The sequence below is a fragment of the Actinomycetota bacterium genome (genome assembly GCA_030776625.1).
Lineage (GTDB): Bacteria > Actinomycetota > CADDZG01 > CADDZG01 > WHSQ01 > MB1-2.
Genome location: JALYHL010000005.1, coordinates 1 through 23,925, shown reverse-complemented (window position 1 = coordinate 23,925; position 23,925 = coordinate 1). Strand labels below are relative to the sequence as shown.

The following is a 23,925-nucleotide window of genomic DNA, read 5'->3' as shown; positions in this document are numbered from 1 at the left end:
AAGAGGCGACACAGACACAGATCTGGCCCCGCATCGAGGCTTGGTGTCCGGAACCAAGGGTAGCACGTCGCTACTCGGGATCCCGTGCTGGCGGTCACGCCGCGGGCCGCCGCGACGCCGCCGCGAGCGCCTGCGCGAGGTCGTCGACCTCGACGACTCTCACGTTCTTCGGCGTGGCAGACGAGCCGCGTGGAACTATCGCTTCGGTGAACCCGAGTCGTTCTGCCTCTGCGACCCGTCGTTGCATCCCGGGGACGCGTCGGACCTCTCCCGCGAGCCCGACCTCGCCGATCGCTACCGTCCGGTGGGGCAAGGGGCCGTCGAACTTCGAAGAGAGCAGGGCCAAGCACACCGCGAGGTCGGCTGCAGGTTCCCGCACCTGCAAGCCGCCGGCGGCCGCCACGAAGACGTCGTCCTCACCGAGCCGCGCAAGACTCCTCTGGCCCAAGACCGCGACCAGAAGCGCCAGTCGCTTCGCATCACACCCGATCGCCACCCGTCGAGGCTGAGGGAGCTTCGTTGCCGCCACCAGAGCTTGAACCTCCATCAGCACAGGCCGCGCCCCCTCCAGAGCGGGGAACACGATCGAACCGGGGACCCCCGGCAACCTGTCGGCGAGCAGCATCGCCGAAGGATCGTCCACCCCTTGCAGTCCGCGCGCTTCCATGATGAAGACGCCCGCCTCGTCACATGATCCGAACCTGTTCTTGGTCGTCCGCAGCAATCGGAACGTCCCGCTTCGGTCGCCGTCGAGGGACAACACCGCGTCGACCAGATGCTCGAGGGTGCGCGGCCCAGCGACCGTGCCCTCCTTCGTGACGTGGCCGATCATGACCACCGCCGTGCCCGTGGACTTCGCGAACCGCACCAACGCCGCGGCGCATTCTCGGACCTGCACGACGGATCCCGCGGCGGACCCGTGCGTTGGGTCCTCGAGCGTCTGGATCGAGTCGACGATCAACACCGAGGCACGTTCTGCGCGCGCGGTGTCGAGGACCGCGTGCAGCGAGGTGGACGCGGCGGCACGCAGAGCGGTTGCGTCAACACCAAGGCGAAGAGCGCGCAGCGAGACCTGATCCAGCGACTCCTCGCCGGTGACCAACAGCGTCTGATGCCCCCGTTGCACGAGTCCGTCGATCATCTGGAGGACGAGCGTCGACTTGCCGACACCGGGGTCGCCGGAGATCAACACGACCGAGCCCGGGACGACGCCGCCGCCGAGCACTCGGTCCAGCTCCCCCACGCCCGTCTCCAGACGAGGAACACCGTCCCCGATGCTCTCGAGCGTTCGGACCTCGAGCACAGCGTGTGATCCGTTCCCCGTAGACCTGGGGCTTCCCGCGTCCACCGTTCCCCACGCGTTGCACGCGGGGCAGCGACCGAACCATCGCGGCGCGGAATGGCCGCACGCGCCACACTCGAACAGCGTCGCCGTCTTCATAGGGTCCAGGCTAGCCACCACCTACGACAGGTTTCCGCGCGGGGGAGGTGACGAGCGACAGATCGGATCCGCGGCGATCGGGGTATCGAGCGTGAAGCCGACGCACCCACTCCTTACGATGTAAGGTCAGGGCAGGTTCCGAGCGACATCGCCGTTGATCAGGACAGGAATGGGCCGCGATGACTAACCGCTCCACCCCACCCGCGATCGGTAGTAGAGCCCCGCTAACGCGCGAGGCGGTGCTCGACGCCGCGCTCCGCCTGGTAGACAAGGGCGGCGTCGAAGCGCTCAGCATGCGCAAGCTCGGGCGAGATTTGGGCGTCGAGGCGATGTCTCTCTACAACCACATCCCGAACAAGGCCGCCCTGCTGGACGGCTTGGTCGAGCAAGTGATGGCCCAGGTAGAGCCTCGTCCGCCGAGGGAGCGCTGGGAGGAAGACGTGCGCGACCTAGCGCATGGCTACCGGCGGCTGGCGTTGGAACACCCACGGGTGGTTCCCCTGATCGTGATGCGGCCGTTCAACACCCTCGCCGCACTCGACCCCCTGGAGCGGGGACTTGCGGTGTTCCGAAGAGCCGGCTTTGATGACGCCGCCGCGCTCCACGGCTTGCGCACCGTCATGAGCTTCGTGAGCGGTTACACGCTCGCCGAGACCGGTGGGTTCTTCGGCGAGCACCGGCCCCCCGACACGCCGAGCGTGATCGCCGTCGATGACCTCGACCAGGCGCGGTTCCCGAACCTCATCGAGCTGTTGCCCACGATCGCCGGCTGCGACCACGACGCGGAGTTCGAGTTCGCGCTGGACGTGATGATCGAGGGCCTGCGCACGAAGCTCCGTTAGCCCGGACGCGAAGAGACCCGGCCCCCTCGAGGACCGGGTCTGGTCGCCTTGTTAGCAAGAGCTAGGCCTCGGGTGGAGCTTCCTCTCCCGGACCGCCCGCTCCTGCAAGCTCGACGGGTGGGTGATCAGGCGCCTTCACGTGATCGCCCTTCTTGAAGACGATGCCTTCTTCGCCGTCGTCCTTGATGCCGACGTCGACGACGATGATCTCGCCCGCCTCGTACTCCTTCCACAGGATCTTCTCGGAGATCGGGTCCTCGATGAGGCGCTGGATCGCACGACGCAGAGGCCTGGCACCCAGAGCCGGGTCGTAACCGACCTTTGCCAGGAAGCCCTTCGCCTCATCGGTCAACTCGATGCCGACGTCCTGGCTCTCGAGCTGCTGCGACACACGCCTGATCAAGAGATCCACGATCGACTTGATCTCCGAGGTCTCGAGCTCGTGGAACACGATGACCTCGTCGATGCGGTTCAGGAACTCGGGGCGGAAGTTGCGCTTGAGCTCTTCGTTCACGCGCTCGCGCATCTTGTCGTAGTTCATCTCCGAACCGCCGGCGCCGAAGCCCATCGCCGGCTTGCGCAGGTTCTGCGTGCCGAGGTTCGAGGTCATGATGATGACGGTGTTCTTGAAGTCGACCGTCTTACCCTGCGCGTCGGTCAGACGTCCGTCTTCCAGGATCTGCAGAAGCGTGTTGAAGACGTCGGGGTGGGCCTTCTCGATCTCGTCGAGCAGAACCACCGAGTACGGACGGCGGCGCACCGCTTCGGTCAGCTGGCCGCCCTCCTCGTAACCGACATAACCCGGAGGCGAACCGACAAGCCGGCTCACGGTGTGCTTCTCCATGTACTCCGACATGTCGAGCTGGATCAGCGCGTCCTCGTCGCCGAACATGAACTCGGCAAGGGTCTTCGCCGTCTCGGTCTTACCGACACCGGAGGGCCCGAGGAAGATGAACGAACCGGCCGGACGCTTCGGGTCCTTCAGGCCAGCGCGCGTCCTGCGGATCGAGCGAGACACCGCGCCGATCGCGTCGTGCTGACCGACGATGCGCTTGTGCAGCTCATCTTCCATACGGAGGAGCTTTGCGGTCTCCTCCTCCGTCAACGACGTCACGGGGATGCCGGTCCACGAAGCCAGGACCTCTGCGATCTCTTCCTCGTTCACCTCGGCGAACGCAGAGCCCTCGGCCTCGCGCCATTCCGACTCGCGCGCCGAGCGTTCGGTCGTCAGACGCTTCTCGTCGTCACGGAACGCGGCCGCGCGCTCGAAGTCCTGAGCCTCGATCGCCTCTTCCTTCTTGCGGCGGATGTCGGCGATGTTCTCCTCGAGCTCGCGGTAGTCGGGCGGCGCGGACATGCGACGGATCCGCAGACGCGAACCGGCCTCGTCGATCAGGTCGATCGCCTTGTCCGGCAGGTAGCGGTCCGAGATGTAGCGGTCGGCGAGGTTCGCTGCCGCCACCAATCCTTGGTCGGTGATCTGCACCCTGTGGTGCGCCTCGTACCGGTCGCGCAGGCCCTTCAGGATGTCGATCGTGTGCGCGACGGTCGGCTCGGGCACCTTGATCGGCTGGAAGCGCCGCTCCAGAGCCGCGTCCTTCTCGAGGTGCTTGCGGTACTCGTCCAGCGTCGTCGCGCCGATCGTCTGCAGCTCACCCCGAGCGAGCATCGGCTTGAGGATGCTGGCCGCGTCGATGGCGCCCTCGGCCGCACCTGCGCCGACGAGCGTGTGCAGCTCGTCGATGAACAGGATGATGTCGCCGCGGGTCTTGATCTCCTTCAGCACCTTCTTCAGGCGCTCCTCGAAGTCACCGCGGTAGCGGGAGCCGGCGACCAGCGCGCCGAGGTCGAGCGTGTAGAGCTGCTTTCCGGTGATGGTTTCGGGCACCTCGCCCTTGACGATCCGCTGGGCCAGGCCCTCGACGACGGCGGTCTTGCCGACGCCGGGCTCCCCGATCAGAACGGGATTGTTCTTCGTGCGGCGAGAGAGAACCTGCATCACACGCTCGATCTCGTTCTCGCGCCCGATGACTGGGTCGAGCTTGTTCTCGCGAGCCAGCTGGGTCAGGTTGCGGCCGAACTGGTCGAGCACGAGCGAACCCTGCGGCGTCTCGGTTCCACCGCCACCCGGAGACTCCTTGCTGCCGCTGTAGCCGGACAGCAGTTGGATGACCTGCTGACGCACGCGGCTGAGATCCGCGCCCAGCTTGACGAGGACCTGCGCGGCGACGCCCTCACCCTCGCGGATGAGACCGAGCAGGATGTGCTCGGTGCCGATGTAGTTGTGTCCCAGCTGCAGCGCCTCCCGCAGCGAGAGCTCGAGCACTTTCTTGGCGCGAGGTGTGAAGGGGATGTGCCCCGATGGCGGTGACTGACCCGCTCCGATGATCTCTTCCACCTGCTGGCGGACCTTCTCTAGCGAGATCCCCAGTGATTCGAGCGCCTTGGCGGCGACGCCCTCGCCTTCATGGATCAGCCCGAGCAGGATGTGCTCGGTGCCGATGTAGTTGTGGTTGAGAAGTCTCGCCTCTTCTTGGGCGAGGACGACCACCCTGCGGGCCCGGTCCGTGAACCGTTCGAACAAGCCAGGCCTCCTTGTCTACATTCGGAGAGGCTGACTGCCAGCCGCTCCGGTTCCTCATTATAGGAAGAGGGTGCTTTTACCCTCCGCCTTCTTGGTGCAGTCCTAAGAACACCAGAGAGGTCGAAAAAGTTCCACGACTCCTCTGCCTATATCGGCATCCGGGGCCGCGAAAACAAGTGGCTTCCGGCGTCAGTGAACCGGGTCGGCTCGGCCGGAGCGGACACCGAACCGGGCTCGCGCGATCGGAGGTGGTGGGCTCTTGGCGTGTGGTCTCCCCCTGAAGAGGAAGCGCCAGTCCTCTGGTGCGATCGCCGTCGTAACGCCATCGCGCGAGAAGCCCCTTCCCAGCGGCACCCACGGCAGCTCCCGCGGAAGCTGGGCTGCCTCCGGAGCGGCGCCCGGGCGTGGCACGACCCACAGACCCACCGCGGCTTCGTCGATCGACGCGTGATCTTCGGGGCCGAAAGTGACGTCGAGGCCCCCGAAGCGCAGACCGCGGAGCGTCTCCAAGGTGGCAGCGGAGTCGCCGCGGCCGGCGGTGTTGTTACGGGCCCAGCCGATCATCTGCACCGCTTCGTATGCAGGGCGCTCCCACTCGAGCGGCTCGCTCTCCCACCAGTCGAGGTACGCCTGCCTGAAGGATCGGAAGCTGGGGACGGGAAGGTAGTGCGCGCCGCGGGCGTAGCTCGCCGCGACCGCGGTGCCTGGAGGAGGAACGGAGTCCTCGGGGAACGGTGCGAACAAGCCGTCGAATCCGACCACCTGCGGGCGCCATGCACGTGCACGCGCCCCCGCCCGCGCCTTGCCGTTGCCGTTGCCGTTGCCGTTGCGCCGAGCCGACGCGATCCTCGCCGCGGCGGTGTTCCGGTAGGAAGCGCCCATCTCCTCGAGAGCGTCAAGCGTCGCTACCCCGAGCGGGGGTGGCGCGTCCACCACTACCGCCTCGACCTGCTTCCGCTTCAACCGACCCAGCAGCCGCTCGTACGAACCGCCTTCAGGTGGGTGGAGCTCCGAGATGCTGAGCTTGCTTCCCACCTCCGCCAGCGCCTCGGTCAGCGCCCGTCGCGCCACCTCGCCGCTGAAGGAGTCGGTGGTGATGGCGCCGATCGTCCGGTAGCGCCTGTCCTGCAGGAGGTATCGAACGATGCGGCGTGCCTCCCACACGTAAGACGGAGAGACCTGGAAGACGTGCTCGCTCAGCAGCCGTGCGCCGTAAAGATCGCCGAAACAGAGGAGTGCGGGGATCCCGGCGGCGGCCAACGCGTCTTCGGCAGGTGGAAGTCCCTCGGGAGGTCCCGCATAGACGATCCCTATCGTGCGGGTGGACGCCGCTTGATCGATCACGAGCTCTGTTGCCGTTCGGGCGTCTCCTGCGTCGTCTAGCGTCACCAGCTCCACCACCGGGTCATCGTCACCGCGAGCTTGGTTCAGCTCGTGGACGCCCAGGTCGGCGCCCCGGAAGGCACTGTCGCCGCGCCAGGCGCCGGGTCCCGAGAAGGTTCCGACCAGGGCGACCACCAGTGTGTTCGAGCTGGTCGGAGACGCCGCGGGCGAACGCGACGGGAAGCCCTCCGCGTCCCCGCCCCCCCGGCAACCTCCGGCCGCGAGCAACAGACACGCCGCGGCCGCGACCCCTCTCGAGCGCATCGAAGGCATCCTGCCACCGAACCGCAGCAACGAGGTGCTGCAGCGCTCCGCGCGGCGCCGGTGAGCTTAGCGGTCGAGCGGTCGCAGCGTTGGGAAGAGGACGACCTCTCTGATGGAGGCGAAGCCCAGGAGCAACATGAGCAACCGGTCGACCCCCAGGCCGAACCCGCCCGCGGGAGGCATCGCATAGGCGAGAGCCTCGAGGAAATCCTCATCCCGAACCGTCGCCTCTTCGTCACCCGCGGCTCGCGCCGCCGCCTGCTGCTCGAAGCGCCGTCTCTGCTCCGCGGGATCGTTCAGCTCGGAGTAGATGGGGGCGACCTCGACGCCGCCGATGATGAGGTCGGCGTGCTCCGTGAAGCCCCGGATGGTGCGATGGTCCTTAGCCAGAGGAGAGACTTCTTTCGGAAACCCGGCCACGAACGTGGGCGCGATCAGCGTCTTCTCCGCGGCCCCCTCAAAGATCTCCGCCACCACCTTGCCGAGCGGCCACTCGGGGTCCACCCGCACGTCGAGCTCTCCCGCCGCCGTCCGGAGCCCATCCTCGTCCGCCTCGTTCCACAAGGGCAACAGGTCGCGACCCGTTGCGCGCTCGATCGCCTCGAACATCGTGATCCGCTCGAAGGGCGCGGCGAGATCGACCGCCTGGCCGTAGAGATCGATGGCGGAAGAGCCGGTGACCGCCAGCGCGATCGCCCTCACGAGATCTTCGACCAAGGCCATCGTCTCGTCGTAGTCGACGAATGCCTCGTAGGCCTCGAGCATCGTGAACTCCGGGTTGTGCCGCGTCGAGACGCCCTCGTTCCGGAAGCTGCGGTTCAGCTCGTAGACGCGCTCGAGGCCGCCGATGAGCAGCCGCTTGAGGTACAGCTCCGGCGCGACCCGCAGATAGAGGTCGATGTCCAGCGCGTTGTGATGCGTGACGAACGGTCTGGCGACGGCGCCTCCCGCGAGCGGTTGGAGAAGAGGCGTCTCGACCTCGAGGAAGCCGCGCTCGGCGAAGAAGGAGCGGATGGCCGAGTTCGCGGCAGAGCGAGCCTGGACCGCGCGCCGGGCGTCTTCGTTCAGGAGCAGGTCGAGGTACCGCTGGCGGTAGCGCGACTCGACGTCGCTCATCCCGTGCCAGTTGTCGGGCATGGGCCGGAGGCACTCGGCGAGCAGCGTCGTCTGCGTGACCTTCAGTGACAGCTCTCCGCGCCGCGTCATCACGACCTCTCCCGAGGCTCCGACGATGTCGCCGACGCCGAGCCCGGTGAAGGCCTCCATCCCGTCGTCTCCCAGCACCGCGTGCTGGGCGAACAGCTGCATGCGCCCGGATCCATCCATCAGGTCGGCGAAGGCAACCTTGCCGTGCGAGCGGATCGTCATGATGCGGCCCGCGATGCGGGCCGCGGCCCCGGTCTCGGCGCCCGACTCGAGCTCGCCGAACCGGCTCCTCAGATCCCCGATCGTCGAGTCCCGCTCGTACCTATAGGGATAGGAGTCGGTCACGCGGCCCCCCGAGGATTGCGGTCGAAGATCAGACGCAGTCCGAGCAAGGTCAGGGTTGGTTCGACCCTCTCGATCGTCCTGCAGTGTTCGATCACCGTCTCTGCGTGTCCTCCGGTCGCCACGACCCGGGCATCGTCGTCCAGCTCCGCCATCGTGCGCTGCACAAGCCCGTCGACCAGTGCAGCAACGCCAAAGACGATCCCGGACTGAACCGCAAAGACCGTGTTCTTGCCGATCGTGGTGGGCGGTGCGACCAGCTCCACGCGCGGCAGACGGGCGGTCGCCTGGAAAAGCGCGGTCGCCGAGCTCTCGAGACCAGGAGCGAGAGCGCCCCCGATGTATTCGCCGACGCGCGTGACTACATCGAAGTTGATCGCGGTACCGAAGTCGACGACGATCACAGGTTCATGCGGAAATAGCTCTCGCGCTGCCACCGAGTTCGCCACGCGGTCGGCTCCGACCTCCTTGGGGTTGTCGATGCGTATCACGATCCCGGTCTTGACCCCGGGTTCAACGACAACCGGCGGGAAGCCGAAGTACTTCACGGTCATCGCTCGTAGCTCCTGTGTAGCCCGAGGCACGACCGACGCGATCGCGACACCGGTTATCTCTCGGGAGAAAGAAAGGTCCGCGAAGCGTAAGAACTCGCCGAACATCAACGCGAGCTCGTCCGCGGTTCGCCGCTGGTCGGTCGCGGCCCGCCACTCGTGTATCAGCTTCTCGCGTTCGAAGACGCCGAGGTGCGTTTGGGTATTCCCTACGTCGATCGCGAGCAGCACTAGGACCGCGCAATCGGGAGGTTGTCGATCAGACGGGCGCGACCGACCCGCGCCGCGATCACCAGCAAGGCTGCGCGACCGCTAGCTGGCTCGAATGTCTCTGGATCCACGGCGCGCGCGTATTCCAGCGACACACCCGCCTCACCTGCCACCACTTGCTCCATCGTCTTCTCCGCGACCTCCCACGCGGCGCCCTCTTCCACCGCGCGGCTGCCGGCCTGCAGCGCCCGCCACAGCACCGTAGCGGCGGTCCTCTCGGATCCCACGAGGTACGCGTTGCGACTGCTCAGCGCCAGCCCGTCCGGCTCGCGCACCGTCGGGCATACAACCACCTCGACCGGGATCGACAGATCGCGCACCATCGCCTTGATGACGGCGACCTGCTGCGCATCCTTCTGTCCGAAGTAGGCGCGGTCCGGCTGGACCTGGTTGAAGAGTTTGGCGACCACGGTAGCGACCCCGTCGAAGTGCCCGGGTCTCGCAGCTCCCTCCAGGACGACTGCGGGTCCCGCCAGCGACAGCGTGGTCGAACGTCCCGGCCGATACATCTCCGACACCGGCGGGAGGAAAGCTACGTCGACACCTGCTTGCTCAGCGAGCTGCAGGTCGCGCCCCTCGGGACGCGGATAAGCGGCCAGATCCTCGCTGGGACCGAACTGAAGTGGGTTCACGAAGATGCTCAGCACCACGACATCGGTCTCCGCTCGCGCCGCCGCGACGAGCGACAGGTGGCCCGGGTGCAGCGCCCCCATCGTCGGGACGAAGCCGATCGAACGTCCGCGAGCGCGCGACCCGCGGAGAGCCCCTCGCAGCTCTGTCTCCGTGCGCGCGACCTTCACCGAACCTCCAGCGACTTCAGCAGCGCCGTCTCGTCAGCTGCGTCGATGCGCCCGGCCGAGCGGGCGCTGGAAACGATCATCCGCAGCGCGTTGACGTAGGGCGCCAGCAAGTCCGGTGCGGTCCCGGCAACAGCGGCGACGTGCCGCTCGATCGCCGCGGCTTCCTTGCGCACGACCGGTCCGGTCAAGGCCACGGCGCCCCCGCCTGCCGCCCGTACGTTCGCCACGGTCCCCGCGCTTATCGGCCCCAGCACGTCACCGGGCCTATCCACGCCCAGCGACCGCAGCAGCGCTTCGCCCGTCGCTATGAGGGCGGCGATACCGTTGGAGGTCGTGACCGCGGCCGCGTGCCACAGGGGCCTGTGTTCCTCGGCTACCTCGAAGGCAGTCCCTTGGAGGTCGTCTTCGATCAGCTCGGTCGCCCAAGAGGTGGAGCCGTCGGAGCAGGTGACGCCCCAGGCCGAGCCGGGGAGCCTCTGTATCGCGGTCACGACATCGGGACAGGCTTGGACCGGGTGCAGCGCGCAGCGGGCGATGCCGGCCGGAAGCGATGCGAGCGGGGCGATGCCGGCAGAGCCCGCGAAGTGCACCGCCACCGCGTCGCGGCGCCCCGCGAGCGAGGTAGCTACCGCGGATAGAGCCGGTTCGGGTACACCGATCAGGACGACATCCGCCGGGGGCAGGTCGTAAAGCGCGAACGCCCGCGCCTCCAGAAGGTCGGCCGCGCGAGCCGCGCTCTGTGACGTGCGGGACGACACGCCGGTGATCTCGTGACCGCTTCGCTTCAACAACGCAGCAACCGCGGTGCCGACGCTTCCGGCCCCCAGGAGCGCGACGCGCAGGCGGCCAGAAGGAAGGCGGGTCATCCTCGTCGCTCCAGTCCTCGGGGGTACCGGTCGAGCGACGAGCATAGAAGGGCCGCGCCGCGACGAGGAGGCGCACGCGGCTCAGAAAGGCTCTAGGAGCTGCGCATCCCCTTCTGCCTCGTCCAGACTGTCGGCCAGACGCGTGTCCCACGGGTCGGTTACGTCCGGGCTTACCTCGAGCAACGGGACGAGCGCGAAACGCCGTTCCCTGAGGCGCGGGTGCGGGATCTCCAGATCGGGCTCGCCGACCTTCTCGTCTCCGTAGAGCAGGACGTCGAGGTCCGCGACGCGCGGCCCCCACCGGATGTCGCTCGGCTCCCTCCCCATCCTGTGCTCGATCCGCTTGCACGCCTCGAGGAGGTCGCGCGGCCCCAGCGTGGTGTCGATCTTCACGACCACGTTCACGAACGACCGCTGTGGAGGGCCGCCGACCGGAGACGTCTCGTAGAGGCTCGACACCGCCTCTACCTCGATCCCTTCGGCGTCGGCGAGCGCTTGAACCGCCTGCCGGCAGAATCGTGCCCGGTCTCCGACGTTCGATCCGATTCCGATATAGGAGGTCGTCATCTACAGCCTCTCGATCCTGACTGCCACAGAACCGACGCTCTGCTGGATCGGCGGTGATTCCTTCGCCACCTCTACGCTAACCCCGTTCACCCCTGGCATGGCTGCAATATGCCCCGCGATCTTCTCCGCCAGGTTCTCCAAGAGCGCGGAGGTCGTAGACGAAACCAGCGCCTCTATCTCTTGAGTCACCTGCCCGTAATCCACGGTGTCCGCAAGGTCGTCGCTCATACCCGGTCGGCGCAGGTCGCTGGCGATCTCGATGCCGATGATGACGGTTTGGGGCTCCGCCCGCTCCTCCTCCGTGACGCCGATGCGCGACCGCACGCGCAGGTCGCGCACGATGATCGAGTCCATCAGCTGCGCCCGCGGTCTCTGATCGCCTGGCACATCCGAACGACGCGAGACATCTGCCCGACATCGTGCACGCGCACGATGTCCGCCCCCCTGGCGATGGCCCAGGCCACGGTTGCAGCCGTTCCTTCGACCCGCTCGTTCTCGGGCAGGTCCAGCACCGCGCCTATGAAGGACTTTCGAGAGGTGCCGGCAAGGACGGGGTATCCCAACGCGACGATCTCGTCGAGGCGATCGAGCAGCTCTAGGTTCTGCTGCGGCGTCTTCGCGAAACCGAAGCCGGGGTCCAGGACGATCGAGTCTTCGGCCACTCCGGCCGCCTTCAAGCCCTCGGCGGCTCGCACCAGGAAAGCCGCGACGTCTGCGACGACGTCGTCGTAGTCCGTGAGCGAGCGCATCGTCGCCGGCGTGCCGCGAGAGTGCATGAAGACGACCGCCGCCCCTGTTTCGGCGGCGACCGCGGGCATCTCCGCGTCGGCATCCTCGCCTCCCGTCTCGTTGACGATCGTCGCGCCGGCGTCGACAGCTACTCGCGCGACCGATGCTTTCCTCGTGTCTATCGAGATGGGGACGTCCACCCGATCCGCTACAGCCTCGATCACCGGCAGGACCCGCCGGAGCTCTTCCTCCTCGGGCACGTACTCCGCCCCCGGACGCGTGGACTCTCCGCCGACGTCGAGGATGTCCGCTCCTTGACCCACCATCTCTAGCGCGTGGTCGATCGCCCGATCGCGGTCGAACCACATACCGCCGTCGGAGAACGAGTCGGGTGTCACGTTCAGCACGCCCATCAACAACGGCCGGTCGAGGGACAACGTCTTAGGGCCGCACCGAAGTCTCCTGTTGGGCGTCACCGCCGGTCGATGAAGCCCATGGCTTCCGCTCGAGTGGCGTCACTCTTGCGGAACTGCCCGCGCACGGCGGAGGTGACGGTGGTGCTGCCCGGTTTGCGGATACCGCGCATGCTCATGCACAGGTGCTCGGCCTCGATCACGACCAGCACGCCGCGTGGCTCCAGCGCCTGCTCGATCGCATCGGCGATCTGCGTGGTCAACCGCTCTTGGACCTGGGGTCGCTTCGACAACGTGTCGACGAGGCGCGCCAGCTTCGAAAGCCCCGTGATCTGACCACTGTTGTTCGGGATGTAGGCGACATGGGCCTTGCCGACGAACGGGATCAGATGATGTTCACAAACGGTGTAGAGCGGGATGTCGCGCACCATGACCATCTCGTCGTGGCCCGCCTCGAACAGCACGTCGAGCTCCTCGACGGGGTCCCTGTGCAGCCCGGCGAAGAGCTCCTCGAACATCTCCGCGACCCTGCGCGGCGTCTCGAGTAGTCCATCCCGAGACGTGTCCTCGCCGATCGCATCGAGGATCTCGGCAACGGCACGCTCGATCCGGGCCTTGTCGACACCCTCGCGCCTAAGGGGCTGAACGTTCTCGGGATCACTCATGGCCCCACCTTAAGTGGCCAGCCGCGGCGTGCGACCCGGGTCGGCTGCGGTTGGCGCGGTTTTTGCGCTTACCGCATTTCGGCGCGGGTGGCGGCCCCGGAGCGGGCTCGACAGTGGGATGGCGCCGTGTGAACTCGAGAAAGGTGCGGAGGTTAACTCGGGGCTTCGCCGAGACGTGGCGTCGGGCGGGGGCGCGGTAGACGCTTGCGTTCGGGCACCTGCCCCGCGGCGTCTGCATCGGCTGCGTCGCGCGCCTGACGACGGATGCGCGTGCGCTCGAGCGGGTTCGACGGCGACTGCTTCGCAACCTCGGCGAAGATCTCGGCGACCTCTTCCTTCTCGAGCGACTCCTTCTCGATGAGCCTTTCGACCATGAGATCGAGCTTGTCGCGGTGCTTCATCACGATCTCGCGCGCTTCGTCGTGCGCCTCTTCGACCAGTCTCCGGATCTCCTCGTCGATCTTGGCAGCGACAACGTCGGAGTAGTCCTTCACGTGACCGAAGTCACGGCCCAGGAACGGCTGCGACTCGTTCTCGCCCAGCGCGAGGGGGCCGAGCTCGGACATGCCGAACTGGGTCACCATCTGCTTCGCGATGCGGGTGCAGCGCTGGATGTCGTCCTGCGCGCCGGTCGTCGGTTCGTCGAAGACGAGCTCCTCCGCGACCCGGCCCCCGAGAAGCATCGCGAGCTCGTCGATCAGCTCGGAGCGAGTGACGAGGAAGCGGTCCTCGGTCGGAAGGGTCAGCGTGTATCCGAGCGCGCGGCCCCTGGAGACGATCGAGACCTTGTGGACGGGGTCTGCGTTCGGCAGCGCGTGCGAGACGAGAGCGTGACCGGCCTCGTGGTAGGCGATGACCTTCTTCTCTTTGTCACTGATGACGCGGCTGCGGCGCTCTGGGCCGGCGAGCACGCGGTCGATCGCCTCCTCGAGCTCCTGCATGCCGATCTCGTTCTTGCCGAAGCGTGCAGCGAGCAATGCCGCCTCGTTGATCACGTTGGCGAGGTCGGCGCCGGTGAAGCCCGGGGTGCGTCGCGCCAGCACCTCGATGTCGATCTCTTTGTTGATCGGCTTGCCCCGCGTGTGGACCTTGAGGATGCCCGTGCGACCGTTGAGGTCCGGGCGATCGACCACGATCTGGCGATCGAAGCGGCCCGGACGCAGCAGGGCCGGATCCAGGATGTCGGGGCGGTTCGTCGCGGCGATCAGGATCACGCCGCTCTTGACGTCGAAGCCGTCCATCTCGACCAGGAGCTGGTTGAGCGTCTGCTCCCGCTCGTCGTGGCCTCCACCAAGTCCCGCGCCGCGGTGGCGACCGACCGCGTCGATCTCGTCCATGAAGATGATCGCGGGAGCGTTCGCCTTCGCCTGCTCGAACAGGTCGCGCACGCGCGAGGCGCCGACGCCTACGAACATCTCGACGAAGTCGGACCCGGAGATGGAGAAGTAGGGGACGCCGGCTTCACCGGCAACGGCGCGGGCCAACAACGTCTTGCCGGTTCCCGGCGGGCCGAACAGGAGCACGCCCTTGGGGATCTTGGCGCCCATCGCCTGGAACTTCTGAGGGGCCTCCAGGTACTCCTTGATCTCCTGAAGCTCCTCGACCGCCTCGTCCAGACCGGCGACGTCGGCGAACGTGATCTTGGGCTGGTCCTTCGTCACCAGCTTCGCGCGCGACTTGCCGAACGACATGACGCGGTTGCCGCCGCCCTGCATCTGCTGCATCAGGAAGAAGAAGAACCCGACGATGATCAGGATGGGCAGGAACTGGAACAGGAACGAGAGCCACGGGGAGCCCTGCTGCGGGTCGGCGCTGACCGCGACCTCGTTCTCCATCGCGAGTGTCTGGTACTCATCGATCGTGTCGGTCGGGAGGTGGATCTCGTAGCTCCCGCCGTCGCGCAGATCGCCCACGACCTTCTCGTCGCGGGTGAGGAACTGAGCGGTCTCTATCTGGTCGTCTTCGACCAGCCGGACCCACTCGTTGACCGACGCGAGCTCTTGAGGTTTCTCCGCACCGTGCCGGTAGATGTTGAAGACCCAGACGACCGCAACGATGAGAACGAGGTAGAAGACGGCGGATCTGAATATGCGATTCATCGTCACTGAAGGGTAGCAGTCCCTAGTACGTACGAAACCAGCGCAGTCCGGCTACGTCAGGCGCTGTGAGACGCGTACGCCTCCGGCTTCAGCACGCCGATATACGGCAGATTGCGGTACTTCTCGTTGTAGTCGAGGCCGTATCCGACGACGAACACCGGAGGGATCTCGAAGCCCGGGTACTTCACGTCCATCGGAACCGCCTGCTCGCCCTTCTTCCAGAACAGAGAGCAGATCTCCAACGACGCGGGTCGTCGCGCCTCCAGGTAGCGCAGGAGGTACGAGATCGTGAGTCCCGAGTCGATGATGTCTTCGACCAGCAGCACGTCGCGGTCGGTGATCTCGTAATCGAGGTCTTTCAAGATGCGGACGACGCCCGAAGACTTGGTTGCGGAGCCGTACGACGACACCGCCATGAAGTCGAACTCCAGTGGAAGCTGTATGCCTCGGGCCAGATCCGACATGAACACGAACGCACCCTTGAGGACGCCGACCAAGAGAAGGTCTCGGCCTCTGTAGTCCTCGGTGATCTGCTTCGACAGCTCGTTGATCTTGTCTTGGATCTCGTCCGCGCTGATCAGTACCTGATCGACATCTGGGTGTACCTCGGCGGTCATCGCGGCATCCTAGTCCTGAGCCTCGCGAACGACGAGCTCCTCTTTCTCGATCACGATCTCTTTGCCGCTCGCGACCGCGAACCGAAGAGGAGCCACCAGGTGCTCATCGTCCAGAGCGTCCAGAGCGGCGTCGATCCCGCCCGATCGGTCTCTGACCCGTCCGAGCGCGGCCTCCAACACCCGCCGCCTCAGCGCGCGGGGCAGCCCGAGCAGAGGCTCGAGCTTGATCCGTGGCCCCTCGTCCCCAGCAAGGACGAGGTCTGCGGCCAAACGCTCGCCCAGCAAGGACAACGCGGCGGCGTCCTCGGCCAGCTTCTCCGCGGAGTTCGCGATCGCCTTCACCGCGCCCGATCCCCACTGCGCCTCCACCGCAGCAACGAGGTGCGACCGCACCCGCACTCGTTCGAAGTGCTCGTCGTGGTTCGCCGGGTCTTCGTAGAAGAAGAGACCGACCTCCTCGCAGTACGCCTTCGTCTCGCTTCGGCGCGCGTCGATCAGCGGACGGATCCGAGGACCGTCGACGGCCGGTAGACCGGCGAGGCCGCGCGTCCCCGCGCCGTGGATCAGGCGCGCCAGCGTCGTCTCGGCGCGATCGTCGAGCGTGTGGCCGGTCACGATGCGATCGGCGCCGATGTCCTGGGCGATCGTCGTGAAGAAGGCGTACCGGAAGTCCCTCGCTCTGGCCTGCAGGTTCGGCCCGGCAAGGTCTTTAGCCCGCGCCACGTGCACGTCGTAGCCGAGAGCCGCGACGTCTCTAGCAACGCGAGCCGAAACGCCGGCCGACTCCTCGGAGAGACCGTGATCCACGTGAGCGACCGCGATCTCGAGGTCTAGCTTCGTCTCGAGCCGCGCCAGGACGTCCAGCAAGCAGACCGAGTCCGGCCCTCCCGACACCGCCACGAGAACGGATTCGCCACCGGCGAGCATCCTCCGGCGCAATATCGAGGCGAGGACGGAGTCGACGAGGTCGAAACCGGGGCCTCCCAAAGGACGTCCGCCGGCAGCGTCCACGCTTTTTATGCCGCTACCCGTGTGAGCCATGACGCCGGCGCCCGTAGCTCTACCAGAGTCGGGAAGTGGGACTCGCTCACCCACAGGTGACGGAGCGCGTCGACGCCGCCCTGCGCCGCAACGCCCTCGCAGAACGCCTGACCGAGCTCGTACTGGCGCAGCTTCATCTCGAGACCGATCGCCTGCGCGACCACTCGTTGAACCACCGTCTGTTGCTGCCGCCTGCGCTGGAAGACGTGCCGCATCTGACGGAACGACGGGATCACACGCTCTCCGATCGCGTCCATCACGAAGTTTCCGTGTCCTTCGATGACGGCCATGAGCGCCTGGATCTCGTCCAGGACCTTCTTCTGCTCGTCACTCGCAAGCAGATACATCGGGCTCTTCTCCTCGGAGGGGATCGAGCGGGACACGAGCTTCCGGCCCGCTCCCGCCAGCCGTTGAGCGAGCCCCTTCGCATCCAGGTCGACCGTTCCGAGGTAGTCGTGCACGAGCGAGAGGAACCGGGGGCGCAGCCACGGGACGCCCTCGAACTGGAAGCGGTGGGTGACTTCGTGCAGCGCCACCCACAGGGCGAACTCCTCTGGTACGAAACCGAAGCGCCGTTCGGTCTCGACCATGTTCGGGCCGACGAAGTACAGGTTGGGCCCGGGGGCCGTGCCGCGGCGCGAGGCCGGCGTCGGCGCGGCCTCCTCCGACACCAAGAGGTCGTACTGGCCGAGGACCCTCTTGGAGATGTAGCCGAGAAGCAGGCCGATCTCGGCGGAGACCGCGGTGGTCTGCAGGAGGCGGGCCGGCAACGGCACGCTGTCGAGGCGACGCCCGATCTTCTCGTGGATCGGCGCGAGCAGAGCGGTCATGCCCTTGATGTTCACCTCGGCCCAGGTGGCGCGGTCGATGATGCCCCAGTCGACGGGTGGGGGGGCCGGAATCCCGCTGAACTCGGCGACCAGCTGCTCCGAGCGCGGGACCGCATCGGAGAGATCCCGCTTCAACCGTTCGAGGAGAAACGAGTCGTCGATCTCCGACGACCCCGCGACGCGCCGGGCAACGGCCACGGCGATGCGCGGCTCGATCAGGCGCGCCATGGCACGGTCCTCATCAGAGGTTGCGGGCTGCCCCCCGGAGTGGGGGTTAAACCCGGCCGCGCTGGCGGCTGCCGATCATCTTGTAGTACAGGCCGCCCATCGCGAGGAACAACAGCAACAGCAGCACGAGCGTGATCTTGGACATCTGGTAGGTCCACTGCGGTCCCTCTTCTTCGGTCTCTAGCTGCTCGCCCGCGCCCGCGCCCGTTTCGGCACTCGGCTCGCCCTCGCCGCCCTCGCCGAGATCGTCTTCGCCCTCGGAGGTGTCGGCGCCCTCACCGGTGTCGGTGCCAACGTCGGCCTGGTCGCCCCCCTCGTTCTCGACATCTTGTCCGGCTTCGGACTCGACCTGAGCTGAGACGGTCGGCGCAGCGTGGGCAATGGGCGCGAGCACGCCCGCGGTCGTGAGAGCGGCAACGAGCAGAAGTGCGAGCCGGCAGCGCATCCGGTTGCGATCCTCCGGTCTTCGTCGGGAGTGGACCTGCGCAGGATATCTCGCGACTACCGCGGCATTACGAAGGTTCGAGCGACGGCTGGAGCGCTAGGCCGATCCGGCTGCGGGCTTGCGACCTCGGAGGCGGGGAACCTTCATCTCCGCGTGGGCCCAGCACCTGTCTCGCTTGTTGTACGTCGACAATCTCGTGACGCAGTCGGGGGCGGCACACACCCGCCCCTCCGGGAACTTGCGCGATGCCCGCGGCACGGCCTGCGGGCGAGACCCGCGGATCGCGTTGTCGTTGCTCATCCCAGAGCTCCTCTCCAGACCTCGTCGGCGCCGCGCTCTGCGCGGCGGCGTCTCTTGACCTCTATTCGGTTCGACGCCGCCGAGCGGTTTGGAGTTGCCTATTAAATGTGGCCATGAACCGCCCCCGCCGCCCTCAACTCGACCGGTTCGCGCTGCCGATCCGCTGGGTCGGCCTCGTGGCGCGGGCGATGCTGGGCGCGCCCGGACGAGCGGTCCGAGGCGGCGCCAGGATCGTCGGCGACCCGGCCCGCCAGGTCGTCGACTACTGGGCGTCGGAGCGCGTCACGATGCGCCAGGGCTTCATCGCGGTCTGCATCGCCTCGCTCACCTCGTTGATCGCGGGCGTGACGCTCGCCGGGATGAGCAACCGGATCGACGCCGTGGAGGGACTGTTCATCCTGATCCCGGTATCGATCGGGATGAGAGGGAACATCTTCGGCGGCCTCGCGGCGCGACTCGGCACCTCGATCCACTCGGGTCTTTTCGACGTCTCCAACGACCGTGAGGGGATGCTGTACCAGAACGCATACGCCGCCACCCTGCTGACGATCGCCACCTCCGCCACCATGGGGGTGCTGGGGAGGGCGATCGGCGGGCTCTTGGGGCTCGAAACCGTGTCGGTGTGGGATTTCGTCGTGATCGCCGTCGTCGGGGGGCTCCTGTCGTCCGCCGTGGTGCTGGCGGTGACGATCTACCTCTCGATCGTGTCCTACAGGCGCGGCTGGGACCTCGACTCCGTGGGCTCTCCTCTGATCACCGCGATCGGCGACGTGGTTACCCTGCCGTTCCTCCTGCTCGCCTCGTTCCTCGTCGGGATCAACTACCTGACCCCGATCCTGGGCGGGCTCGCCGTGGCGATCGCGGTCTTCTCGTTATGGCGCGGTTGGTCCTCCGCGCGCGTCGTATCGCGCCGGATCGTGCGCGAGAGCTTCCCCGTGTTGTGCATCGCGATCGTCCTGGACCTCCTGGCGGGTGCGGTGGTGCAGCCGCGCGTCGAAGAGGTCTTCCTCGTGTTCCCGGCTCTGCTGATCGTGGTGCCGGGTTTCCTCGAGAACACGGGCGCGCTGGGTTCTGTGCTGGCGGCGCGTCTCGGCTCGAAGCTGCACCTGGGAGCCGTGACGCCTCGCGCCCGTCCCGAGGCTGCAGCTCTGCTCGACGCGACCATCGTGCTCGCGCTCGGGCTGACGGTGTACGTGATCACCGCCGTCAGCACTCTTGGCCTCGCGGAGGTGATCGGCGCGGAGTACCCGGGCGCGTTCCGCTTCGTCGGGATCACGTTGCTGGGAGGCGCGCTGGCGACCTTGCTGGCTGCGGTCATCGGCTACTACGCGGCGACGACGACCTACCGGTTCGGGTTCGATCCCGACAACCACACGATCCCGCTCGTAACCAGCGGCATGGACCTGCTCGGAGTCATCTGTCTCGTGATCGCGCTCGTCGTCTTCGGAGTAGCCTGATGCGGAAGGGGGAACGGAGAGGCATGGATACAGGAGAAGGTCGAAGTACCAACACCGTCAAGGGGCTCCTCGCTGAGATCAAAGACTCGTCGGAGCTCATGGTGGACCTCGCTTACGCGTCCGTCTTCTACGCGGATGCCGACCTCGCCAAGGAGGTCGTGGGCCTAGAGGAACGGATGTTCTCGGACCTCCGGCAACTCCGAAAGCTCGTCATCCTGTCTGCGCGGAGTCCAGAAGATGCGGAGCACATGGCGGGCGTGCTGGAGATCGCGTCTGCCGTCGAGAAGATCGCCGACGCGGCCGAAGACATCGCGCACGTCGTCAACTCGGGGATGGGCATCCTCGATGACCTGCGGAAAGACCTCAGGTATGCCGACGAGATCGTGTCGCGTATCAAGGTCCGCGACGGCGGCGGCGCGGTGGGGCGCTCGTTGCGCGACCTGTCGATGCCGGTGGAGATCGGGATGTGGGTCATCGCGACCCGCCGCGGCGGCGACTGGGATCTCGATCCCGGGCCCGACTACGTGGTTGCTACGAACGACGTGATGTTGATCAAGGGTCCCGAAGACGGCGTCGCGCTAGCGCGCCAGCTGTTCGGCGCGCCGGAGCTGCCGGAGACGCCGGAGCCTCCCGCCGTCGTGCTGTCGGATCTCGATCGCGCCGTCGACCTGTTGGTCGAGATGAAGAACTCGGCGGAAGTAGCGGTCGGGCTCGCCTACTCGGCGCTGCTCTTCAACGATCCCGCGCTGGCGGCCGAGGTGGGGAACCTCGAAGCGCGTTCCGACGCGGTGCACGACGAGCTGGAATCGTGGGTGCTGCGGAGCTCGCAAGAGGCGCGTAACCCCGACGACCTCCGGGGGTTGCTGCATCTCGCCCACGCGTCCGAGATCATCTTCGACTCCGCGCGCGAGATGACGCGGCTGGTCGAGCAAGGTGAAGAGCTCCATCCCGTGATCGCCGCAGCCTTGGTCGAATCCGACGAGTTCGGTCACGAGACGATCGTGGGCGAGGGTTCGCCCGCCCAGGGAAAGACGATCAAGGAGCTGTCGATCGAGACCGAGACCGGCATGTTCGTCCTCGCGGTGCAGCGTGGGCGGCGCTGGACCTACCGGCCGAAGCCGGGGCTGACGCTCTGTCCGGGTGACCGCATCATCGCGGTCGGGCCCGCCGAGGGGGCCGAGGAGCTCGACAACCTCGTCGGCATGAAGCGCGAGCTCGCGGAGGCATAGGTCCAAAGCAAGGCGGGCATACTGCTCCGCGAAAGGAGCAGTGATGGCCAAACACAAGATCGGGAAGAACAAGATCAAGAAGGACGCGGGTGTCCAGGCCGACGGGTCGATCCCCGTGAAGCCCACGTTGGCCCAGACGATCGGGGCGATGATCGCCGGGATGCTGGCGGTCAAGCTGGCGACCTACGTAGCCACCACCCTGTGGCGCCTCGTGACGCGGGAGGACCCACCCCAGGTGGACATGGACGTGCCTGCGGGCAAGAAGGCCGCATGGATCGCGCTCACCGGCGCCGCCGCCGGCGCCGCCCGCCAGATGGCGCGCGACAAGATCAAGCCGCCCACCGGAGGCGCCGCCTAACTTCGAAGTGGAGGGTTCTTTGGGACAACGCGGTCGCTCAGCGCAACCCACGCCCCAAAGAACCGTGGAACCGCCTCCAACAGCGACTGGCCCCGGGCGCGTGTGGGCTTGGCTCCGCCCAAAGCTGCGAACCAGGTGGTTTCCGTGGATCGCGTTGGGGATCGCCGCGCTCATGGCAGTCCCCGCAGCGCTGCTTGCGATCTTGGGGACGTGGCTCGAGCACCGTGTCAATCCGCCGACCTGCTACGGGATCGGGTGGGGTTGCACCCTCGACGCCGGAGGCGCCGGCTTCTTCGTCGGATTCTTCTGGCTCTACGCGTGCGGCTGCGTCGCGCTAGCCCTGGGGATCACGGAGCTGTTCTGGCACAAAGTAGTGGTGCTGCGGTCGCTCGTCGGCGGCGCTAGCGTGATCGTCGCCAGCGTCACCTTGCTGCTCATTTGCGGGATCGTCGTGACCACCGCCCTCGAGTGATGCCGATCCCGCCCCCACGCCTCCCGGACGCGCAACGGATCTAGGAACGTCGCCCAAGACCCGCGGTGGCGAACAGTGGAGGATGGGTAGGTGGCGACGTGGGAAACCGTCAGGTCCATCGGACTGGCGCTGCCAGAGGTCGAGGAATCCACCTGGTTCAGGACGCCTTCGCTGAAGGTCCGTGACAAGTCATTCGTCCGACTGAAAGAGGACGATGTGATCGTGGTGATGGTCGACCTCGATGAGAAGGAGGCGATGCTGGCGGCGGAGCCGGAGGTCTTCTTCACGACCCCGCACTACGACGGGTACCCCGCGATGCTGGCGCGGCTATCTGCCATCGCGGACGACGAGCTTCGGGAAGTATTGATCGAGTCGTGGCGGCGGAAGGCGCCGAAGAAGCTGGTGCGCGACTTCGACGAAGGTCTCCTCTAGCGCCGTGCGCATTCAGAGCGGGGAGGCGAATCGAAGTAGGCAGGGGTCGCTGCGCTCAGAGCCGGGGAGGGGAATCGAACTAGGGCAGGGCGTTTCTCATCCCCTCCCACTTCGTCTCTCACTTCGTTGAGCCGGCGAGGGGAAATCAGTAGCGATAGCAAAGCGGCTCGTCCCATTCGTTTGCACACGACGAGTCGGTCACTCACAGATCACCGAACCTGAGGCCGTCCGCCCCGATAAAGCGACCAACGGAAGGCGAGATCCTGGTGTGGCGGCGCGCTGCACGCTGCAACCTATCCGTGCCGAGCTCGCAGTCGTCCCTGCTTTGCGGCCATTCGCACCGGTACGAGGAGGAAGAGCGCGCCGAGCAGGATGACTGCCGCCGCCGGCAATGCACCACCGATCGGCACGCCCGGCGGCTTTCCGCTGAGCACGGAGCGCTCGCCGACGATGAATGCGAAAACGCCTGCGAAGTAGAGAAGCTCCCTCACGACCGCTTGTGCGGCGCCCTGCTGGTTCCGCGCTACAAACTTGAAGCCTCCTCGCACGACGACGAGGAAGAGGGCGGCCCCGATCCAGAGCGCCAGCCCGCCGCCGTTGCCTTTGAATCCGGTGCGGAATCCGTTCGCTCCGAGCACGAGATTGTTCAGCGCCCCGTACATCATCAAGGCAAGGCCGCCGACGAGCAGGAGCTCCGTCGCGAGCGCGCCGAGGAAGCGGAACGCGGGTCTGCTCCGTCGCTCTCCACCGACCGCGGCCTTCAGCGCCCCGCGCGCGACGACCAGCACGAGCATCCCGGTCACAGTCAGACCGAGGAAGCTGATCCAGTTCCACATCGGCGTCATCAGGCGTTCGTTGCCGATCTGTCCGAGCCCGATCCCGAGCAAGATCGTGCCGACGACGAGGACCACGCCGTCCGGAATGAAGTCCCCCACCCGCCCGGTTGTCCGCGGCCCCGGGGTAAGTGCGAAGGCGATCCCGCCAAGCACCAAGCCGATCGGGACAGTCACGAACTGAGCGACCGCGATGGAGTATCCGACGCCGCCTTGGTGGAACTCGTCGTTCGTGACCGCGAGATAGACGAGCGAGGCCGCCAGCGTGAGCGTTCCCGCCGTCATCCCTGCGTGCGCGCCGCGCGCTAGCAGCAACGCGCCTCCCATTGCCGCCAACGCTCCGCCGACGGCCTCTGCGGCTCGCGCACCCGAATCGACGGGAGCGAGCAACGCCATCGCCACCATGGCCACCCCGAGTGCGAGGAAGCCGAAGCCAAGCGCTTTCGCACTGCCGTTCGCAGATGCCGTGGACGTGGTCTCAGCCGTGGTCATGCATGCTCCTCCCGCAAGTGATGGCCGACGGCCTGATATTAGTCGGGCCTAAAAATAACTCTATAGGCGTCTAATCGGCGGAACCGCGGGGGGTGCGAGGCGGGTGGCGGCCGGCCGATGCGTCGCGGGTGGCAGTGCTTCGAGAGCGAAAGCGCAGGAAGGACCAGAGAGGCGGGAAGGGGGAATCGAAGTAGGGGCGGGGGCGTTTCTCATCCCCTCCCACTTCGTG

At 66.7% G+C, this 23,925-nt stretch carries 24 protein-coding genes; 6 read left to right on the top strand and 18 right to left on the bottom strand.

Features of this window, described 5'->3' with window-relative positions; translation table 11 throughout:
• Positions 1–94: 94 nt before the first annotated feature.
• Positions 95–1,441: a DNA repair protein RadA gene (radA, locus tag M3N53_09155; protein MDP9068490.1), complete on the bottom strand. Its 1,347-nt coding sequence runs from the start codon at positions 1,439–1,441 to the stop codon at positions 95–97.
• Positions 1,442–1,620: 179 nt separating this feature from the next.
• On the opposite strand from radA, the gene M3N53_09150 reads away from it, so the two are divergent.
• Positions 1,621–2,283: a TetR/AcrR family transcriptional regulator C-terminal domain-containing protein gene (locus M3N53_09150; GenBank protein ID MDP9068489.1), complete on the top strand. Its 663-nt coding sequence runs from the start codon at positions 1,621–1,623 to the stop codon at positions 2,281–2,283.
• A gap of 61 nt (positions 2,284–2,344) precedes the next feature.
• On the opposite strand, the gene M3N53_09145 is transcribed toward M3N53_09150, so the two are convergent.
• The 16 genes from M3N53_09145 to M3N53_09070 form a co-directional block, all read right to left on the bottom strand.
• Positions 2,345–4,867 carry an ATP-dependent Clp protease ATP-binding subunit gene (locus tag M3N53_09145; GenBank protein ID MDP9068488.1) on the bottom strand — a complete coding sequence of 841 codons (2,523 nt, stop codon included), beginning with the start codon at positions 4,865–4,867 and terminating at the stop codon, positions 2,345–2,347.
• Between the two features lie 189 nt (positions 4,868–5,056).
• A complete protein-coding gene (locus tag M3N53_09140) occupies positions 5,057–6,514 on the bottom strand; it encodes an ABC transporter substrate-binding protein (GenBank protein MDP9068487.1) in 1,458 nt (485 codons plus the stop codon).
• 66 nt (positions 6,515–6,580) lie between these two features.
• Complete coding sequence (lysS, locus tag M3N53_09135) at positions 6,581–8,005, bottom strand: lysine--tRNA ligase (GenBank protein ID MDP9068486.1); 1,425 nt, start codon at positions 8,003–8,005, stop codon at positions 6,581–6,583.
• Positions 8,002–8,784 carry a type III pantothenate kinase gene (locus tag M3N53_09130; protein MDP9068485.1) on the bottom strand — a complete coding sequence of 261 codons (783 nt, stop codon included), beginning with the start codon at positions 8,782–8,784 and terminating at the stop codon, positions 8,002–8,004. The genes lysS and M3N53_09130 overlap by 4 nt, the downstream gene beginning before the upstream one ends.
• Complete coding sequence (gene panC, locus M3N53_09125; protein MDP9068484.1) at positions 8,784–9,623, bottom strand: pantoate--beta-alanine ligase; 840 nt, start codon at positions 9,621–9,623, stop codon at positions 8,784–8,786. Before panC ends, M3N53_09130 begins: the two co-directional genes overlap by 1 nt.
• Positions 9,620–10,489: a DUF2520 domain-containing protein gene (locus M3N53_09120; protein ID MDP9068483.1), complete on the bottom strand. Its 870-nt coding sequence runs from the start codon at positions 10,487–10,489 to the stop codon at positions 9,620–9,622. The genes panC and M3N53_09120 overlap by 4 nt, the downstream gene beginning before the upstream one ends.
• Before the next feature lie 81 nt (positions 10,490–10,570).
• Positions 10,571–11,056: a 2-amino-4-hydroxy-6-hydroxymethyldihydropteridine diphosphokinase gene (gene folK / locus M3N53_09115; GenBank protein ID MDP9068482.1), complete on the bottom strand. Its 486-nt coding sequence runs from the start codon at positions 11,054–11,056 to the stop codon at positions 10,571–10,573.
• A complete protein-coding gene (folB, locus tag M3N53_09110) occupies positions 11,057–11,410 on the bottom strand; it encodes a dihydroneopterin aldolase (protein MDP9068481.1) in 354 nt (117 codons plus the stop codon). It abuts the gene before it with no gap.
• Entirely contained in the window at positions 11,410–12,198 is a 789-nt protein-coding gene (folP, locus tag M3N53_09105) for a dihydropteroate synthase (GenBank protein ID MDP9068480.1), read from the bottom strand. Before folP ends, folB begins: the two co-directional genes overlap by 1 nt.
• Before the next feature lie 59 nt (positions 12,199–12,257).
• Complete coding sequence (gene folE / locus M3N53_09100; protein MDP9068479.1) at positions 12,258–12,863, bottom strand: GTP cyclohydrolase I FolE; 606 nt, start codon at positions 12,861–12,863, stop codon at positions 12,258–12,260.
• Positions 12,864–13,015: 152 nt separating this feature from the next.
• Entirely contained in the window at positions 13,016–14,962 is a 1,947-nt protein-coding gene (gene ftsH, locus M3N53_09095; protein MDP9068478.1) for an ATP-dependent zinc metalloprotease FtsH, read from the bottom strand.
• A 56-nt stretch (positions 14,963–15,018) separates the two neighbouring features.
• Entirely contained in the window at positions 15,019–15,579 is a 561-nt protein-coding gene (gene hpt, locus M3N53_09090) for a hypoxanthine phosphoribosyltransferase (protein MDP9068477.1), read from the bottom strand.
• A gap of 9 nt (positions 15,580–15,588) precedes the next feature.
• Positions 15,589–16,620, bottom strand: coding sequence for a tRNA lysidine(34) synthetase TilS (gene tilS / locus M3N53_09085; GenBank protein MDP9068476.1), 1,032 nt, complete (start codon positions 16,618–16,620; stop codon positions 15,589–15,591).
• Entirely contained in the window at positions 16,596–17,678 is a 1,083-nt protein-coding gene (locus M3N53_09080) for a zinc-dependent metalloprotease (protein ID MDP9068475.1), read from the bottom strand. The genes tilS and M3N53_09080 overlap by 25 nt, the downstream gene beginning before the upstream one ends.
• 46 nt (positions 17,679–17,724) lie before the next feature.
• Complete coding sequence (locus M3N53_09075; GenBank protein ID MDP9068474.1) at positions 17,725–18,123, bottom strand: hypothetical protein; 399 nt, start codon at positions 18,121–18,123, stop codon at positions 17,725–17,727.
• A 96-nt stretch (positions 18,124–18,219) separates the two neighbouring features.
• Complete coding sequence (locus tag M3N53_09070) at positions 18,220–18,423, bottom strand: hypothetical protein (protein ID MDP9068473.1); 204 nt, start codon at positions 18,421–18,423, stop codon at positions 18,220–18,222.
• A gap of 113 nt (positions 18,424–18,536) precedes the next feature.
• Between M3N53_09070 and M3N53_09065 the strand changes: the two genes are divergently transcribed.
• The 5 genes from M3N53_09065 to M3N53_09045 all read left to right on the top strand — a co-directional run bounded on the left by M3N53_09065 (position 18,537) and on the right by M3N53_09045 (position 22,371).
• Positions 18,537–19,880 (top strand): magnesium transporter, encoded by a 1,344-nt coding sequence (locus M3N53_09065; GenBank protein MDP9068472.1) that lies wholly within the window; start codon positions 18,537–18,539, stop codon positions 19,878–19,880.
• 23 nt (positions 19,881–19,903) lie between these two features.
• Positions 19,904–21,109, top strand: coding sequence for a potassium channel protein (locus tag M3N53_09060; GenBank protein ID MDP9068471.1), 1,206 nt, complete (start codon positions 19,904–19,906; stop codon positions 21,107–21,109).
• Positions 21,110–21,152: 43 nt separating this feature from the next.
• Positions 21,153–21,467 (top strand): DUF4235 domain-containing protein, encoded by a 315-nt coding sequence (locus M3N53_09055; protein MDP9068470.1) that lies wholly within the window; start codon positions 21,153–21,155, stop codon positions 21,465–21,467.
• A 172-nt stretch (positions 21,468–21,639) separates the two neighbouring features.
• On the top strand, positions 21,640–21,939 hold the full coding sequence (locus M3N53_09050) for a hypothetical protein (protein MDP9068469.1): 300 nt from the start codon (positions 21,640–21,642) through the stop codon (positions 21,937–21,939).
• A 90-nt stretch (positions 21,940–22,029) separates the two neighbouring features.
• The gene (locus tag M3N53_09045) at positions 22,030–22,371 is read left to right on the top strand and encodes an MmcQ/YjbR family DNA-binding protein (GenBank protein ID MDP9068468.1); all 342 of its coding nucleotides are present in this window, start codon (positions 22,030–22,032) and stop codon (positions 22,369–22,371) included.
• Between the two features lie 293 nt (positions 22,372–22,664).
• Here M3N53_09045 and M3N53_09040 read toward each other — a convergent pair whose 3' ends face one another.
• Entirely contained in the window at positions 22,665–23,696 is a 1,032-nt protein-coding gene (locus M3N53_09040) for a hypothetical protein (protein MDP9068467.1), read from the bottom strand.
• Positions 23,697–23,925: the final 229 nt, after the last annotated feature.

Bases quoted from the DNA above. Each gene is read 5' to 3' on its own strand.
- radA (MDP9068490.1), bottom strand. From the start codon at position 1,441: ATGAAGACGGCGACGCTGTTCGAGTGTGGCGCGTGCGGCCATTCCGCG.
- M3N53_09150 (MDP9068489.1), top strand. From the start codon at position 1,621: ATGACTAACCGCTCCACCCCACCCGCGATCGGTAGTAGAGCCCCGCTA.
- M3N53_09140 (MDP9068487.1), bottom strand. From the start codon at position 6,514: ATGCGCTCGAGAGGGGTCGCGGCCGCGGCGTGTCTGTTGCTCGCGGCC.
- M3N53_09120 (MDP9068483.1), bottom strand. From the start codon at position 10,489: ATGACCCGCCTTCCTTCTGGCCGCCTGCGCGTCGCGCTCCTGGGGGCC.
- folK (MDP9068482.1), bottom strand. From the start codon at position 11,056: ATGACGACCTCCTATATCGGAATCGGATCGAACGTCGGAGACCGGGCA.
- folB (MDP9068481.1), bottom strand. From the start codon at position 11,410: ATGGACTCGATCATCGTGCGCGACCTGCGCGTGCGGTCGCGCATCGGC.
- folP (MDP9068480.1), bottom strand. From the start codon at position 12,198: ATGGGCGTGCTGAACGTGACACCCGACTCGTTCTCCGACGGCGGTATG.
- folE (MDP9068479.1), bottom strand. From the start codon at position 12,863: ATGAGTGATCCCGAGAACGTTCAGCCCCTTAGGCGCGAGGGTGTCGAC.
- ftsH (MDP9068478.1), bottom strand. From the start codon at position 14,962: ATGAATCGCATATTCAGATCCGCCGTCTTCTACCTCGTTCTCATCGTT.
- hpt (MDP9068477.1), bottom strand. From the start codon at position 15,579: ATGACCGCCGAGGTACACCCAGATGTCGATCAGGTACTGATCAGCGCG.
- tilS (MDP9068476.1), bottom strand. From the start codon at position 16,620: ATGGCTCACACGGGTAGCGGCATAAAAAGCGTGGACGCTGCCGGCGGA.
- M3N53_09080 (MDP9068475.1), bottom strand. From the start codon at position 17,678: ATGGCGCGCCTGATCGAGCCGCGCATCGCCGTGGCCGTTGCCCGGCGC.
- M3N53_09075 (MDP9068474.1), bottom strand. From the start codon at position 18,123: ATGCGCTGCCGGCTCGCACTTCTGCTCGTTGCCGCTCTCACGACCGCG.
- M3N53_09070 (MDP9068473.1), bottom strand. From the start codon at position 18,423: ATGAGCAACGACAACGCGATCCGCGGGTCTCGCCCGCAGGCCGTGCCG.
- M3N53_09065 (MDP9068472.1), top strand. From the start codon at position 18,537: ATGAACCGCCCCCGCCGCCCTCAACTCGACCGGTTCGCGCTGCCGATC.
- M3N53_09060 (MDP9068471.1), top strand. From the start codon at position 19,904: ATGGATACAGGAGAAGGTCGAAGTACCAACACCGTCAAGGGGCTCCTC.
- M3N53_09055 (MDP9068470.1), top strand. From the start codon at position 21,153: ATGGCCAAACACAAGATCGGGAAGAACAAGATCAAGAAGGACGCGGGT.
- M3N53_09050 (MDP9068469.1), top strand. From the start codon at position 21,640: ATGGCAGTCCCCGCAGCGCTGCTTGCGATCTTGGGGACGTGGCTCGAG.
- M3N53_09040 (MDP9068467.1), bottom strand. From the start codon at position 23,696: ATGACCACGGCTGAGACCACGTCCACGGCATCTGCGAACGGCAGTGCG.